Raw genomic sequence first — 14,768 nt, 5'->3', positions numbered from 1 at the left:
ACTGGCAATGATGACCGTTACTCAAACGTTACCCGTCCAGTCCTCTGCCCAAGGCGTGCGCCCTCCCCGCCTCGGCTACATTCCGGCGCTCGACGGGCTGCGCGCCCTGGCAATCGTGTTGGTCGCGGTCTACCACGCCGTCATGCCTGCCCACTTCGGCGGGGCAGGCGGTGTCGACGTCTTCTTCGTGCTTTCGGGCTTCCTCATCACCACGCTTCTCGTGCAGGAGCGAAGGGCCACAGGTACGGTTTCGTTCCGCCGCTTCTACACTCGACGCCTCGTCCGCCTGTACCCGCCTCTCCTGCTCATGCTCGCCGTCGTCTTCGTGCCGATCGCGGTGACGATGGGTGTGAAGACCGCCCTCAGCGGCTCTGGGCTATCGCTGTTCTATCTCATGCCCGTCGGCGCCGAGTCCGGCTCGACCATGCTCTCTCCCTATGAGCACACGTGGTCGCTCGGGGTGGAGGAGTGGTTCTACTTCCTCTGGCCCCCGGCGCTCCTCCTGCTGCTGCGCGGACGACGGCGCTGGGCAGTTGTGGCTGCGGCCGTCGCCGCAGCGGGACTCGCCGTCGGCGCGTTCGTCGCTGAGGCCGAGTCCGCCGAAGTCTCCTTCATCCTGCGTGCCTGCGGGCTCATGGCTGGCTGCGTTCTCGCCCTTGTGCTGCAGCGCAGGGCCTTCTCCGTCGGCCGATGGGTTGGGCTGGCTGGCCTCGCGTTCCTCGCGCTCAGCGTGCTGCGGTCCTCCATGGCACCCTTCTCGACCCTCGACGTCCTGACCGCGGACCTCGGTGCCCTGCTGCTTGTCTTGGGCATCATGCGGGGTCCCCAGGGGCTCCTTCACAAGATCCTTTCGGTGGGACCGTTCGCCTCCCTCGGCCGTGTCAGCTACGAGATCTACCTGTGGCACTACCCGGTGCTGTGCATCCTCGGCGTCCTGAACCACTCTGACTGGCTTGAAGTCGGGTGGCTCGCGCTGCCGATCTCGCTGGTGCTCGCCGTCGTCGCCCATCGCGTGACGCAACCGCTCATCGCCCGGCTGCGCAAGTCCTTGGCCTGACTATCGCGCCTGGTTGTTCGCGGCCGGCAAGGCAATCTCGAGCGATCGCTCGGCCACGTCGTCGAGCGCCCGCCTGACGGCGCCGAGCGCCACCGCCTCGCCTCCAAGTTCCGAGACCTCGATCTCGGCGGGCGTCTCGGTCAGCTCGGGGAGCGCGGCGCGAATCCCCGGCAGCAGTCGCGCGGCGGCTGGGGCGATCGCGCCCCCCAGGACGACGAGCTCGGGGTTCAGGAGCGTGCTGAGCACGGCGACGACGCGTGCCATCCGGTCCTCGAGACGGTGGAGGACGGCCGCCGCGGCAGGGTCGCCGTCGTCGGCCGCCGCGAAGACTGCCTCGGCGGTGACGTCGGCTGGAGCCAGGCCGCCCAGTCCTTTCGGCTGCGCCGCGGCGTCCGCGCCCCATTCACGGGCCAGCTGCGCGATGCCGTGCGGTCCCACGGCGCCGTCGACGAGCCGGAGGAACGCGAGCTCTCCGGCGGCGCCGTTCCGCCCGCGCAGAAGGCGACCGGACTCGATGATCCCGCCGCCGAGGCGCTCGCCGGCGAGCAGGACGGCGACATCGTCGAGGCCCTGAGCCGCGCCCCGCCACTGCTCGGCGAGGGCCGCGAGGTTGGCGTCGTTCTCGAGCAGCACGTGCCACCCGTGCCGATCGAAGAGCGCGGCCGCGAGCCCGACGTCGAACATCTCCCAGAACCCCGAGCCCTCCGCGACGTGCCCGTTGCGGTCCACGGGTGCCGCGACGCCCGCGCCGACGGAGACGACGTCGCGCGGCCCGCGGCCGGCGTTCTGGAGGGCCGCGAGGGCTACTGAGCTCACGACGTCGAGGCGCGCCGCGGCTGACTGGCGCCCGCGGGGGAGCCCCCCGGACGCGGTCGCGAGGATCTTCCCACGCAGGTCGGCGACGAGCGCCGTCGTCTTGTGGGCACCGATGTCGAGTCCGACGACGACGCCCGCGTCGGCTCGGAAGCCGAAGCTCCGCGGCGGGCGGCCGCGCTGAGGGCCGGCCCGCTCGGGGTCCTGCTCCTCTGCCCAGCCGCGGCTCACGAGGTCCTCGCAGACTGCGATGACGGTCGCCCGCGTGAGGCCGGTCCGCTCGACGAGCTCGGTCACGGTGTAGGGGCCACCGCCGCGAAGGGCTGCAAGCACGGTGCGGGCAGTGACGAAGCGCACGACGTGCGGCCCGACGGATGCTGGCTCGGAGCGCTCGCGCCCGCTCCGTTCGTGCCGATCCCCGGCTCGTCCCTCCACCGCTTGACCTCCTCCTGCCGCGACACAATAATGGTGACGCGAGCTATATTTAGATTCTAAATTATCTCCCTTCGGCTTTGAAGGTCACTCCTCTCCGGGCCATCTCTCGTCCGCGTTTCATCACAACGTTCTTCCATGACAAGGAGACCTCGTGTCCACCCCTGCTGAGTCCGCACCGGACACCACCGCCCAAGACGCCCACTGGTGGCGGCAGGCGACCGTCTACCAGATCTACCCCCGCAGCTTCTCCGATTCGAATGGGGACGGCCTCGGTGACCTCAAGGGCATCACGTCGAAGGTCCAATACCTCAAGGAGCTGGGGGTCGACGCCGTCTGGCTCAGCCCGTTCTACCCCTCGGCCCTCGCGGACGGCGGCTACGACGTCGACGACTACCGCAACGTCGACCCGCGCCTCGGCACCCTTGAGGACTTCGATGAAATGGCTGCCGCTCTCCACGGCGCCGGCATCAAGGTGATCGTGGACATCGTCCCCAACCACACCTCGAACCGGCATGAGTGGTTCAAGGAGGCCCTGGCCTCTCCGAGAGGTTCCGCCGCCCGTGGCCGGTACATCTTCCGCGAAGGCCTCGGCGAGAACGGCGAACTGCCCCCGAATGAGTGGACCTCGATGTTCGGCGGGAGCGCGTGGGAGCGCGTGACCGAACCGGATGGGACGCCGGGACAGTGGTACCTTCACCTGTTCGCGAAGGAGCAGCCGGACCTCGATTGGGACAACCCCGAGGTCCATGAGGACTTCCTCAAGACCCTCCGGTTCTGGTCCGACCGCGGGGCCGACGGATTCCGGGTCGACGTTGCACATGCCCTCAAGAAGGACATGGATGCGGAGCTTCCGAGCCTCGAACTGCTGCACCGCGCAGACCTGTTCAGCAAGGGCGAGCATCCCCTCTGGGACCGCGACGAGGTGCACAGCATCTACGCCGAGTGGCGCAAGGTGTTCAACGAGTACAACCCGCCGCGCACGGCAGTCGCCGAGGCTTGGGTGCACGCAGACCGCCGCGCGCGCTACGCATCGCCGGAGGGCCTCGGCCAGGCGTTCAACTTCGACCTGCTCAAGGCCGATTTCGACGCCGGGCAGTTCCGGACGATCATCAGCAAGAACCTCGCGGAAGCAGCCGCCACGGGTGCCTCCTCGACTTGGGTGTTCTCAAACCATGACGTCGTCCGCCACGCGACGCGCTACGGCCTCCCCAAGGGCAGTGGGCGCGAGGAGGGCTCCGGGGCCGACGGCAAGGACTGGCTGCTCGAGGGCGGCGACCCGGCGGAGGTCGACGCCGAGCGGGGCCTGCGCCGCGCGAAGGCTGCGACGCTGCTCATGCTCGGGCTTCCGGGCTCGGCTTACCTGTACCAGGGCGAGGAGCTCGGCCTCCAAGAGGTCGGCCAGATTCCGGATGCGGACCGTCAGGATCCCACCTTCTTCCGGAACAAGGGCGTCGAGGTGGGCCGCGACGGGTGCCGCGTGCCGCTCCCGTGGGAGGCAGCGCCAGCGGAAGGCTCCTCGTTCGGCTTCGGTTCGAACGGCTCGCACCTCCCGCAGCCCGCGTGGTTCGCGGACTACGCGGCGAACGTCCAGGCAGCCGACGCCGGCTCGACCCTTTCCTTCTATCGGCGCGCACTCAAGCTCCGCCACGAGCTGCAGGCCGCTGGGTCGCTCGGCTGGCAGGATTCCGCCGACGGCGACGTGCTGCACTTCGTGCGGCCCGGCGGCTGGCACGTTGTGGCGAACTTCGGGACGGCCCCCGTCGTTCTGCCCGAGGGCGAGGTTCTCCTCGCGAGCGCCGACGTCGAGGGCGGCAAGCTCCCCGGCGAGGCGACCGCGTGGGTCCGCGTAGCCGGCTGACAGCTGCGACTCCGCCGGCTGCCCGCGGGTCTGCCGGTCGTGTTCTTTGAGGCGACGAGTGGAAGGGACTAAGGTCCTTCCACTCGTCGCCTCACTCATGGCAGGCTGGGGCGTGACGCGCGAGGAGGCGGCCATGCCCACGGTTGGGGACTACGGACCCGGTGTCCGGCACGAGGACTTCGAGCTCGACGAGGAGAAGTGCTGGGCGCTGCTCGGATCGTCTGGCATTGGAAGATTCGCATTCACCCATGGAGGGCGTATCCAGGTCTTCCCTGTGCATTACGCAGTCCACAGGGGCAGCGTCTACTTCCGCACCTCCGCCGAAGGAGTGATCGCTGCCGCCCTCCCACAAGAAGGCGCAGCCTTCGAAATCGACTCCGCACGACCCGATGCGCAGGCCGGCTGGTCAGTGCTCGTCTCGGGCACTGCGAGCGCCGTCGAGGATTCTGGCCTCCTCACCGAGCTGTTCGGACTGGCCGTCGAGGAGCCATGGGCTGGGGGCATTCGTGACCGCTTTGTGAGGCTCGTTCCTCGGCAGTTGACCGGCCGTCAGGTGTTCCTGGCCTAGGGATTTTCTCTAGGCCGAGTCCATTCAGGGCAGAGGTCTGAGCAATTTATCAAATCGCTTGACATAATAATTTGGCCGTAGTCCACTGGTACTGGATCGTAGCGCTGGGGAGCGATTCTTCGACCATCCCGAGAAGTATCAGGAGAACAGCCATGGCTGATGTCGAGCCCCAGATTGCCGAATCTACCGTCGCGGAAGATGCAACCTCCGGCCCTGAAAAAGGCGGTCCCTCGCTGCGGACGCTGTCCACAGTGCATGCCCCGGGCATGCGATCGGGAATCACTTGGTGGGAGGCCTGCGGCGGGTGGAATTCGAGGTATGCGCTCAGCATTTAGGGTGATCAGCATAAGGACGGGGGCAGGCGCGGGCGGCACGAAACCCGCGCCGCGTGCCCCCGGAGGCTGCTCGATGTGCCACGGGCGCGCGCGGGGGATACCGTTGACCCATGACCTCAACGACCGCCGCCGAATCGCCGCGCCCCACCGGGGCTGATCTCTCCCGCCCCACCGGCGCCGATTCCTCCCGCCCAGCCCGCAGCGTGAATCCCGAGATTGCTCGCTCATGGCTGCTGGTCAACGCGATGCGGCCGGAGATCTTCTCCGAGGCCTCGTCCTCGCGGGCGGATGCGGTCATCCTTGACATCGAGGACGCCGTCGATCCCTCGCACAAGGGCGAGGCCCGCGAGAACGTGATCCGCTGGATGCGCGACGGCGGCCAGGCTTGGGTCCGCATCAACGATGCGACGAGTCCCTTCTGGGCCGATGACCTCGCGGGCCTGCGCGGAACGACTGGACTGCTCGGCGTCATGCTCGCCAAGACCGAGTCCTCGGATCAGGTCACGGAGAGCTACCACCGCATGGACGGCAAGACTCCCGTGATCCCGTTGGTCGAGTCGGCCGTGGGGATCGAGGAGGCGAATCACATCGCCAAGGCTCAAGGAGCGTTCCGCCTCGCATTCGGTTCGGGCGATTTCCGCCGCGATACGGGCATGGCGGCCACCCCGGAAGCCATGGCGTACCCGCGAGCGAAACTCGTCGTCGCGAGCCGCGTGGGCGGCCTTCCTGGACCCATCGACGGGCCGACTGTGGGCACCAACCACCCGATCCTGCGGGAGCAGAGCGCCATTACCGTCATGATGGGCATGACGGGCAAGCTGTGCCTCGCGATCGATCAGACTACGGTGATCAACGAGGTCATCAGCCCGACGCCGAGCGACGTCGCGTGGGCTTCCGACTTCATGCGGGACTTCGAGGCGAACGGCCGCGTCATCCGCGACGGCTCCGATCTCCCGCGCCTCGGTCGCGCCGAGAAGATCATGAAGCTCGCAACTGCCTTCGGCGTTCAGCCGGCCTGAACGAGGGAACGCGTGAACGACTTCTGGGAGACGGCCCCTCCGCTCTACAGGAAGGTCGTGCTCTCGGGCATGGCCTTCCTGGGCGTGGGAATCATCTGCAATATTGTCGCGAACCTCGCCAACGTCGTCTGGCTCCTCTTCGTGTCACTGGCGATCATCGCCGTCGGCATCGTCGCGCACCTTTTTGGCATCGGCATCCGGGCGCGCGAGATGCGCCGTCGCCTCCGAGGATAGGCTTCTTCCATGGCCATAAACCCCGACCTGCAGGGTCGCGTCTACCCGCCTGCCGAGGCGTACGACGTCGCCCGCGAGAAGATCCGCGAATTCGCCCGTGCCGTCAAAGCCGGGAATCCGGCGCATTTCGACGTCGAGGCCGCGAAGTCGCTCGGCTATGCGGACCTGGTCGCGCCGCCGTCGTTCGCGATCATCGTCGCCCAGCGCGCCGATGCCCAGCTCATCGCGGATCCCGATTCGGGCATCGACTTCTCGCGCGTCGTCCACGCCGAGCAGCGCTTCACGCATCACCGACCGATCGTGGCGGGCGATCGCCTCACGGCCGAGCTGCACGTCGACAACGTGCGCGCCATGGGGGGTGGTGCGATGATCACGACTCGCGCCGAGATCGCGTCCGAGTCGGGGGAGAAGGTCGCCACCACGACCTCGTCCATCCTTGTCCGGGGGGAGGGCCAGTGACCACTGCAGGATTCGCCGCAGCGCCGGTGTTCGAACAGCTGGAGACCGGGCTCGAGATCGGGCGGCGCGAGATTGCCGTGACACGCGCAGACCTCGTCAGATACGCCGGCGCTTCCGGCGACTTCAACCCCATCCATTGGAACAACGACTTCGCAGTCGGCGTTGAGCTTCCCGGCGTGATCGCCCACGGCATGTTCACGATGGGCGCCGCCGTCCAGCTCGTCGTGGACTGGGCGGGCGACCCGGGGGCCGTCGTCGACTACCAGACCCGCTTCACCAAGCCTGTGCCAGTCTCCGACACCACGGGAACCGACGAGCCCGGCGCCGTCCTCGAGATTGTGGGAACCATCGGGGCGCTCGACGCCGACGCGCGCACCGCACGCGTCGATCTGGCCGTCACCTGCGCGGGCCAGCGCGTCCTGACCAAGGCCCAAGCGGTCGTCCGCCTCGCGTGAGACGGTCCGACTAAGCTGGGACGGTGAGCGAGACCCTCCTTTCCTCCCTGACCACCTCCGCCGTGGGCGGCCCCGCGGCCCGCTTCGAGGAGGCCCGCACGGAGGCGGAGATCGTCGACGCCGTTCGGACCGCGGACGACGCCGGCGAGCCCCTTCTGATTGTCAGCGGCGGTTCGAACCTGCTCGTCGCGGACGAGGGCTACCCAGGAACGGTGCTCAAGGTCGCGTCTGAGGGCCTTGAGGTTGACTCCGCAGACGCATGCGGGGGCGTCTCCGTCGGGGTACAGGCGGGACATCCGTGGGACGACTTCGTGGACCACGCCGTGCACCACGCGTGGAGTGGCGTCGAGGCGCTCTCAGGCATCCCCGGATCGACGGGTGCCACGCCAGTGCAGAACGTGGGGGCGTACGGTTCGGACGTCTCCCAGACCATCTGGCAGGTGCGCACGTGGGACCGCGAGGCGGGCGCCGTCAAGACTTTTGTCCCGTCTGAGCTCAAGTTCGGCTACCGGGATTCCCTCCTCAAGCAGACGACGAGGGAGGGCTCGCCCCGCTACGTGGTGCTTCGGGTGGACTTCCAGCTCGCGCTCGGCCGGATGAGCTCCCCGGTCCGCTACGCGGAGCTCGCGAGGGCGCTCGGCGTCGAGCCCGGGCAGCGGGCCTCAGCCCTCGACGTGCGCCGCGAGGTCCTCCGGCTCCGAGGGTCCAAGGGCATGGTGCTCGATGCCGACGACCGGGACACCTACTCGACCGGCTCCTTCTTCACCAACCCCATCCTCTCCCTCGAAGCGGCTAGGTCGCTGCCTTCCGAGGCGCCGCGGTACCCGGCTGGGGAGGGTCTCGTGAAGACGTCGGCGGCCTGGCTGATCGAGCAGGCCGGTTTCCACAAGGGCTACGGCCTTGAGGACGACAGCGTCACCGGCGGCCGCGCATCGCTCTCGACCAAGCACACACTCGCGATCACCAACCGCGGGGGAGCGAGTGCGAAGGACCTGCTCGCTCTCGCCCGAGAGGTGCGCGACGGGGTGCGAGCGCGCTTCGGCATCGAGCTGACGAACGAGCCGCTTCTCATCGGGCTCGCGCTGTGAACGCGCGATGATGAAGGGATGCCGACGGATTCCGTTTCGCCCACAGGTTCGCCGATAAGCACAGGTTCGCCGATAAGCACAGGTTCGCCGATAAGCACAGGTTCGCCGATAAGCACGACGGCGCTGGCTCGCCTCCGCCTTGTCGCCCAGGGACTCGTGCCCGGTGACTCGCTTCCCCCGCCGTTGCGGATGTCGCCGGATCCCGTCTCGGCAGTGCGACGGATGACGGCGCTTCAGAGTCAGGACCTCCCGGCCGGAATGCTCGCCGTCGGCGTGCGGGCGGACGGGGCCACAGCGAGCGGCGTCGCGGCAGCTTTGGCGAGTGGCGCCGTCGTCCGCACCTGGACCATGCGGGGGACGCTGTTCCTCGTCCTCGCCGAGGATGTCCGCACGTATGTGAAACTCGCCTCGGCGCGCGTCATGCGGTCGGCCGCTTCTCGGCACCGGGGGCTCGGGATCGCGGAGGAAGACGTGGCGGTCGTGCGGAAGGTCGCCGAGGAACGGCTTGGTGGGGGAAACGGCTTAACTCGGGCGGAGCTGTTCGACGCGTTTCAGGCGGCGGGCCAGCCCACAGGCGGCCAGCGGGGGATCCATCTGCTGTCGATCCTGAGCCACAGGTTGGTTCTGGTGCAGGGGCCGCTTCGAGGGCGGCAGCAGGAGTTCAGGCTCGCCGAGGAGTGGTTGCCGCCGGGCGAGGGGCTCGCGGGGGACGATGCCCTCGAATATCTCGCGGGCCGGTATGTGGCCTCACACGGACCCGTTGACGAGCGTGACTTCGCCTGGTGGATCGGCCAGCCGCTCGGAAGCGTGAGAGGACCTTTTCGCGCGGCCGCCGCGAAGGTGGTCGCGGTCGAAAATGAGGGCCGGGTGCTGTTCTGCACGCCCGAGGTCGCGTCGCTGCTCGACTCGCGGGCGGGTGCGCGCACGGCTGTCGCGCTGCCGGGCTACGACGAGCTTGCCCTCGGTTACCCGGACCGATCCGTGGCCATTCCGGCGCCGTATCTCGAGCGGCTGATCCCGGGCGTGAACGGTGTCTTCAAGGCCATGCTTTCGTTCGGCGGCCGAGCGGTCGGAACGTGGCTCAAGGAGGGCACCCCGGCCGCTCCCCGCGTCCGGCCGGAGCTGTTCGAGGAGCTCCCGCCCGCGGCGGCCGACGCTATGGCCCGAGCCGTGGCTCGGATCGAAAAGTACTGGGCCGGCTGAAGAAGGTGCTGCGCCGGTTGAAGCAGCTCGTGTCAGAGCGTGCCGGTCGCGATCTTGAGCATGCGGCGCAGCGGCTCCGCGGCTCCCCACAGGAGCTGATCTCCGACGGTGAACGCGGAGATGTACTCCGGCCCCATCTCGAGCTTCCGGATACGGCCCACAGGGATGTCGAGCGTTCCGGACGCCGCCACGGGGGTCAGCTCGTCCATGGACGCCTGCTTCTCGTTCGGCACCACGTGCGCCCACTCGTTGTCGGCATCGATGATCCGCTCGATCTCAGCGACCGGGAGGTCCTCCCGCAGCTTCAGGGTGAGGGCTTGGGAGTGCGAGCGCATGGCGCCGATCCGGACGCAGAGGCCGTCCATGATGACCGGATCGATAGCACCGCCGGCGCGCGTCCCGAGGATCTTGTTGGTTTCGACCCCGGCCTTCCACTCTTCCTTGGACTGGCCATTGCCGAGGTCGGCATCGATCCACGGGATGAGGGAGCCTGCGAGCGGAACGCCGAACTGCGTCGCGTCGACACCGCCGCGCTGGGCCGCGAGAACCTTGCGGTCAATCTCGAGGATCGCTGACGCGGGGTCTTCGAGTTCGGATGCGACGGCACCGTGCAGGGTTCCGAACTGGGTGAGCAGCTCGCGCATGTGCCGCGCACCGCCGCCCGAGGCGGCCTGGTACGTCATGGACGTGCCCCACTCGACGAGGTTGTTGCGGAACAGCCCACCGAGGCCCATGAGCATGCACGAGACCGTGCAGTTGCCACCGATGAAGTCCTTCACGCCGGTCGCGAGGCCTTCGTCGATGACCTTCCGGTTGACAGGATCCAGCACGATGATCGAGTCGTCGTTCATCCGCAGCGTCGACGCCGCGTCAATCCAGAGGCCGTCCCAGCCAGCGCCGCGCAGCTGGGGGTGCACCTTCTTCGTGTAGTCCCCGCCCTGCGCGGTCACGATGATCGGCAGCTTGGCGAGGGCCTCGACGTCGTACGCATCCAGCAGCGGCCCCGCGCCCTCAGCGAACGCGGGAGCGGCGCCGCCGGCGTTCGACGTGGAGAAGAACACGGGGTCGATCGAGGCGAAGTCGCCTTCGTCCTGCATCCGCTCCATGAGCACGGAGCCCACCATGCCGCGCCAGCCGACAAAGCCCACCGAAGAAGTCATGCCTTCCATTTTACGGGCGACGGCGGTGCTCCCGCTGCGCGTTACTTCACACCGAGGAGGGCGGTCAAGCGGGCGGGGGCGGTCAGTCGTTGCGGACCGCGCGCAGGGCTGTCAGGAGGATGGCGTCGTCGCCGGGGTCCTCGGCGATATCCGCCGAATCGGGCATCTTCACACCGAGCAGCCAGCCGCCGTCGTGCGCCGCCCGAACCGAGAGCGCATAGCCTTGGCCCACGCCGTGCCGCTCCACCAGGACCCGCCCGTCCGGGTGCTCGCCGAGGTGGCCGGCTATGAGCTGGAACGTCGCCTCAGCCGGCGGGAGGTCGGCTCGCTGGGGCAGCGCCCACCACGTGCCGTAGGCACGGGGCCTCAGGAGGATGGCGATTCCGGGCGCCTCAAGCAGGACGATCCGGTCCGACCACTCGCGGGACTCGAGGGTGAGGTCCATCCTGCGTTCTGCGTCGCCGAGCGCGGCGGCGATGCCCGCTACAGGCCCCTCGACCAGGAGCTCGCCCGTGCTTCCGACCTCGGCGAACCGGCGCGCGACGAGGGCAGAGGCGCCCGAGGAGAGTACCTCCGGGATGTCGGCGTAGTCGATGACGCCGAGAAGCTCCGCGGTAGCCTGAGCGCTCGGTCCGCCCTGCAAAGCGAGGAGCGCGAGCAGCTCGGCGAATCCGAGCCCGATCTCCTCGGCTGTGCCCTGGGTGGCGGTCTCTTCTGCGTCCTTTTCTGCCTCGGCATGCACGCTCGCCACCCTACACGCCGCCGGCCACCCGGACCGCGCCCCTGGATCAGCGCTGACGAGCCAAGACACGGCAGACGGAAACCCTTTCCACATTCGGGTTGCACCGTTATCGTTCAAAGGGTCGCTGGGGGCAGGTCGTGATCTGGAGCACGTGGACGGAGGTCGCTCCGCCCCGCACCCGAGGCGCGGGGCTGTCCTCAGCCCCGGCATCCAAGTGCAGTGCAAGCGACAAGGAGTGGACTACATGACCCAAGAAGTCGTCCAGAGCCACCGTGGCCACGCCCTCAAACGGGTGGTCGGATTCTGGGGGCTCATGTTCGTCTCCCTCGGATCCATCATCGGTTCGGGCTGGCTGCTGGGTGCGCTCGGGGCCGCCAAGTCGGCGGGCCCCGCATCTCTCATCTCGTGGCTCCTCGCGGCCGTGCTCCTCGTGGTTCTGGCGCTCATCCACGCCGATCTCGGTGCGGCGTATCCCGTCGCGGGCGGCACCGCCCGCTATCCGCACTACGCGTTCGGCGCTCTTGCCGGGTTCACTGCGGGTTGGGCAGGCTACCTGCAGGCGGTCACGATCGCGCCGATCGAGGTGGAAGGCAGCATTACCTATCTCGAGAGCGCTCCGTGGGCATCGGGCCTCAAGATGGTGAACCCGGATTCGACGCTCACGCCGATCGGCCTGCTCATCGCGGCGCTCGCGCTGGCCCTCTTCCTGGTCATCAACCTCATGGGCGCGAAGTGGCTCTCGGACAGCAACGTCGTTGTGGTGATCTGGAAGACGGCCGTGCCGATCCTGACGATCATCGTGATCATCTTCCTGCGGTTCCATCCCGGGAACTTCACGCAGGGCGGGGGCGGCTTTGCCCCCAACGGCGTCCACGGCATCTTCGCGGCGCTGCCGCTCGGCGTCGTCTTCGCCCTCCAAGGCTTCGAGCAGGCCGCCCAGATGGCCGGTGAGGCTCGCAACCCGAAGAAGGACGTCGCGCGGGCCATCATCATCGCGATGTTCATCGGAGCGGCGATCTACATCCTGCTCGAGGTCGCGTTCATCGGGGCGCTGGATCCGGCGAACATCGCCAAGGGCTGGGCCAACCCGCTCGGTGCTGGAGCCTACGGGCCGTACTACGACCTTGCGATAGCCGCGGGAGCAGGATGGCTGGCGACAATCCTCCTGATCGACGCCGTCGTCTCGCCTGCCGGTACCGGCCTTGTCTACGTGGGCACGTCGGCCCGCATCTCCTACGCCCTCGGCGAGGACGACGCGTTGCCCTCAGCCCTCACGCGGGTCAGCCGCCGCGGCGTGCCCTGGGCGTCGCTCGTCATCGCGTTCATCATCGGCCTCATCGCACTGCTCCCGTTCCCGAGCTGGCAGTCCCTCGTGGGCCTCGTCACCGATGCGACGGCAATCATGTACGCCTTCGCCCCGGTCTCGCTCGAAGCCCTCATCCGCCAGCATGAGAGCCGGAGGCACCCGTACCGCGTGCCGTGGCCGAAGGTCCTCACCCCGTTCGGCTTCGTTGCGGCCAACCTCATCATCTACTGGTCTGGCTTCGAGGCCATCTGGAAGCTCCTGACCGCGATCCTCATCGGCCGGATCATCTTCGAGATCGCCTTGCGGCGCTCGAAGTCCCTCCGCGAGCGCCGCGACCTCGACTGGCGCGCGGCTTCGTGGATCTGGCCGTGGCTCATCGGCCTGCTCGTGCTCGGGCTCCTCGGTCGCTACGGGACCGGCGCGCTGAACATCCTCCCCGAGTGGGTCGACATCGCCTTCGTCATCGGCTACGCCCTCGTGATCTTCTACTACGCCGTGGGCCTCGCGATGAAGACCGAGGACATCGAGGCTGCCGTGGGCGAGGACGAGTTCGAGTTCGAGGAAATCGACGCGCTGGAAGGCGAGCCGGGCGGCCGTCGCGCCGCTGGGCCCGCCGTCGGCTAGCGGCGGAACACGATGATCCGGTAGCGGATCCCGCTCCGCGAATCACGCCACCCGTCCTCGCCTGGATCGGCTCCCACAGGGCGCCATTCCGGGCCGAGGGCGGGTGCTTTCGTGTCGCCGTCCACGTCGAGATCGAGGAAGGTGACGACGGCGGTGTCCACGCCATCGAGGGCGAGGGCCTGTTCGAACAGCTCCCCGCCGCCGATAAGCCAAGTGCGTGCGCCGCCGGGCGCGGCCGCGGCTTGGGCGAGGCCGTCCCCCAGCGAGTGGACGACGACGGCGCCCTCCGCCTCCCAGCCCTTCTGGCGGGTCACGACGATATTCGTGCGCCCCGCGAAGGGCCGGAACTTCGGCGGGATCGACTCCCATGTGCGCCGTCCCATGACCACGGGGTGACCCTTTGTGAGGGAGGAGAAGTGCGCGAGGTCCTCGGGGACGTGCCAGGGCATGGTCCCGTTGCGACCGATCACCCCATCCCGGCTCTGCGCCCAGACGAGGCCCACGCCCGGCGTGGCGTTTGCGTCAGGGGGAGAGACTCCTTGCGGCTGGGTGCTTCCGGACTGAGTCATACAGCGACGGGGGCCTTGATCGCGGGATGGTGGCGGTAGTCGGCGACCTCGAAGTCCTCGAATCGGTAGTCGAAGATGCTCTCGGGCTTCCGCACAAGGCTCAGTTTCGGGTACGGATACGGCTCGCGGGAGAGCTGCTCCTGGACCTGCTCGAGATGCGTGTCGTAAATGTGGCAGTCGCCGCCCGTCCAGACGAAGTCGCCCACGCCGAGGCCGAGCTGATGCGCCACCATGTGGGTGAGCAGGGCGTACGAGGCGATGTTGAACGGGACGCCGAGGAACATGTCCGCGCTGCGCTGGTAGAGCTGGCACGAGAGCTTGCCCGGCTCCCCACCGCTGCCGGGCTCTACGTAGAACTGGAAGAACGCGTGGCACGGCGGAAGGGCCATCTTCGAGATCTCGGCGACGTTCCACGCCGAGACGATGTGCCGCCTCGAATCCGGGTTGCTGCGCAGCGACTCCATGACGGAGGCGATCTGGTCGATGTGCTGGCCGTCCGGGGTGGGCCACGAGCGCCACTGGACGCCATAGACCGGGCCGAGTTCGCCGTCGTCGTCCGCCCACTCGTCCCAGATGGTGACGCCTTGCTCCTGCAGCCAACGCACGTTCGAGTCGCCGCGCAGGAACCAGAGGAGCTCAACGGCGATCGACTTGAAATGGACTCGCTTGGTGGTCACGAGCGGGAAGCCTTCGGCGAGGTCGAAGCGGATCTGGCGCCCGAAGACGCTGCGGGTCCCGGTTCCGGTGCGGTCTGACTTGTGGGTTCCGTGATCGAGGACGTCGCGCAAGAGGTCCTCGTAGGGCGTGGCAATGCGCGTCGGGGTGGGCATGCATCTAGGGTAA

The 14,768-nt window shown here is 68.2% G+C and carries 15 protein-coding genes; 10 read left to right on the top strand and 5 right to left on the bottom strand.

From position 1 onward, the window contains the following. The first annotated feature begins 10 nt into the window (after positions 1–10). Positions 11–1,057, top strand: coding sequence for an acyltransferase family protein (locus LK10_RS14475; protein WP_197061950.1), 1,047 nt, complete (start codon positions 11–13; stop codon positions 1,055–1,057). Here the strand turns inward: LK10_RS14475 and LK10_RS14470 are convergent, their stop codons facing one another. Continuing rightward, on the bottom strand, positions 1,058–2,305 hold the full coding sequence (locus tag LK10_RS14470; protein ID WP_081998566.1) for an ROK family transcriptional regulator: 1,248 nt from the start codon (positions 2,303–2,305) through the stop codon (positions 1,058–1,060). A gap of 151 nt (positions 2,306–2,456) precedes the next feature. On the opposite strand from LK10_RS14470, the gene LK10_RS14465 reads away from it, so the two are divergent. From LK10_RS14465 to LK10_RS14430, 8 genes are all read left to right on the top strand, one after another. Continuing rightward, positions 2,457–4,163 carry a glycoside hydrolase family 13 protein gene (locus LK10_RS14465; RefSeq protein WP_043125080.1) on the top strand — a complete coding sequence of 569 codons (1,707 nt, stop codon included), beginning with the start codon at positions 2,457–2,459 and terminating at the stop codon, positions 4,161–4,163. 58 nt (positions 4,164–4,221) lie between these two features. Further along, on the top strand, positions 4,222–4,731 hold the full coding sequence (locus LK10_RS14460) for a pyridoxamine 5'-phosphate oxidase family protein (protein WP_231567784.1): 510 nt from the start codon (positions 4,222–4,224) through the stop codon (positions 4,729–4,731). Positions 4,732–5,176: 445 nt separating this feature from the next. After that, positions 5,177–6,085 carry an HpcH/HpaI aldolase/citrate lyase family protein gene (locus LK10_RS14455; RefSeq protein WP_081998565.1) on the top strand — a complete coding sequence of 303 codons (909 nt, stop codon included), beginning with the start codon at positions 5,177–5,179 and terminating at the stop codon, positions 6,083–6,085. A gap of 12 nt (positions 6,086–6,097) precedes the next feature. Continuing rightward, the gene (locus tag LK10_RS14450; protein ID WP_043125077.1) at positions 6,098–6,319 is read left to right on the top strand and encodes a hypothetical protein; all 222 of its coding nucleotides are present in this window, start codon (positions 6,098–6,100) and stop codon (positions 6,317–6,319) included. Positions 6,320–6,328: 9 nt separating this feature from the next. Continuing rightward, positions 6,329–6,778 (top strand): MaoC family dehydratase N-terminal domain-containing protein, encoded by a 450-nt coding sequence (locus tag LK10_RS14445; protein WP_043125075.1) that lies wholly within the window; start codon positions 6,329–6,331, stop codon positions 6,776–6,778. Beyond that, positions 6,775–7,233, top strand: coding sequence for a MaoC family dehydratase (locus LK10_RS14440; RefSeq protein ID WP_043125073.1), 459 nt, complete (start codon positions 6,775–6,777; stop codon positions 7,231–7,233). Before LK10_RS14445 ends, LK10_RS14440 begins: the two co-directional genes overlap by 4 nt. Positions 7,234–7,256: 23 nt before the next feature. Then, positions 7,257–8,321 (top strand): UDP-N-acetylmuramate dehydrogenase, encoded by a 1,065-nt coding sequence (locus LK10_RS14435; protein ID WP_043125070.1) that lies wholly within the window; start codon positions 7,257–7,259, stop codon positions 8,319–8,321. A gap of 18 nt (positions 8,322–8,339) precedes the next feature. Then, positions 8,340–9,524, top strand: coding sequence for a winged helix DNA-binding domain-containing protein (locus tag LK10_RS14430; RefSeq protein ID WP_081998564.1), 1,185 nt, complete (start codon positions 8,340–8,342; stop codon positions 9,522–9,524). Positions 9,525–9,556: 32 nt separating this feature from the next. Here the strand turns inward: LK10_RS14430 and asd are convergent, their stop codons facing one another. After that, the gene (gene asd / locus LK10_RS14425; RefSeq protein WP_081998563.1) at positions 9,557–10,684 is read right to left on the bottom strand and encodes an aspartate-semialdehyde dehydrogenase; all 1,128 of its coding nucleotides are present in this window, start codon (positions 10,682–10,684) and stop codon (positions 9,557–9,559) included. An 82-nt stretch (positions 10,685–10,766) separates the two neighbouring features. Then, positions 10,767–11,426: a hypothetical protein gene (locus LK10_RS14420; protein WP_043125067.1), complete on the bottom strand. Its 660-nt coding sequence runs from the start codon at positions 11,424–11,426 to the stop codon at positions 10,767–10,769. 244 nt (positions 11,427–11,670) lie between these two features. On the opposite strand from LK10_RS14420, the gene LK10_RS14415 reads away from it, so the two are divergent. Beyond that, positions 11,671–13,356, top strand: a complete 1,686-nt coding sequence (locus LK10_RS14415; protein WP_052207385.1) for an APC family permease — start codon at positions 11,671–11,673, stop codon at positions 13,354–13,356. On the opposite strand, the gene LK10_RS14410 is transcribed toward LK10_RS14415, so the two are convergent. Both LK10_RS14410 and LK10_RS14405 read right to left on the bottom strand, forming a co-directional pair. Continuing rightward, positions 13,353–13,925 (bottom strand): dihydrofolate reductase, encoded by a 573-nt coding sequence (locus LK10_RS14410; protein WP_043125064.1) that lies wholly within the window; start codon positions 13,923–13,925, stop codon positions 13,353–13,355. The genes LK10_RS14415 and LK10_RS14410 overlap by 4 nt on opposite strands. Continuing rightward, positions 13,922–14,755 (bottom strand): thymidylate synthase, encoded by an 834-nt coding sequence (locus LK10_RS14405; protein ID WP_043125062.1) that lies wholly within the window; start codon positions 14,753–14,755, stop codon positions 13,922–13,924. The genes LK10_RS14410 and LK10_RS14405 overlap by 4 nt, the downstream gene beginning before the upstream one ends. Positions 14,756–14,768 lie beyond the last annotated feature (13 nt).

The organism is Sinomonas humi, from assembly GCF_000802235.1.
In the GTDB taxonomy this organism is placed as follows: domain Bacteria; phylum Actinomycetota; class Actinomycetes; order Actinomycetales; family Micrococcaceae; genus Sinomonas; species Sinomonas humi.
This window is presented reverse-complemented; position numbering and strand designations above follow the sequence as displayed.

Excerpts from the sequence above, each read along its gene's own strand:
- LK10_RS14475 (WP_197061950.1), top strand. The coding sequence starts at position 11 with ATGACCGTTACTCAAACGTTACCCGTCCAGTCCTCTGCCCAAGGCGTG.
- LK10_RS14455 (WP_081998565.1), top strand. The coding sequence starts at position 5,177 with ATGACCTCAACGACCGCCGCCGAATCGCCGCGCCCCACCGGGGCTGAT.
- LK10_RS14445 (WP_043125075.1), top strand. The coding sequence starts at position 6,329 with ATGGCCATAAACCCCGACCTGCAGGGTCGCGTCTACCCGCCTGCCGAG.
- LK10_RS14430 (WP_081998564.1), top strand. The coding sequence starts at position 8,340 with ATGCCGACGGATTCCGTTTCGCCCACAGGTTCGCCGATAAGCACAGGT.
- asd (WP_081998563.1), bottom strand. The coding sequence starts at position 10,684 with ATGACTTCTTCGGTGGGCTTTGTCGGCTGGCGCGGCATGGTGGGCTCC.
- LK10_RS14415 (WP_052207385.1), top strand. The coding sequence starts at position 11,671 with ATGACCCAAGAAGTCGTCCAGAGCCACCGTGGCCACGCCCTCAAACGG.
- LK10_RS14410 (WP_043125064.1), bottom strand. The coding sequence starts at position 13,925 with ATGACTCAGTCCGGAAGCACCCAGCCGCAAGGAGTCTCTCCCCCTGAC.
- LK10_RS14405 (WP_043125062.1), bottom strand. The coding sequence starts at position 14,755 with ATGCCCACCCCGACGCGCATTGCCACGCCCTACGAGGACCTCTTGCGC.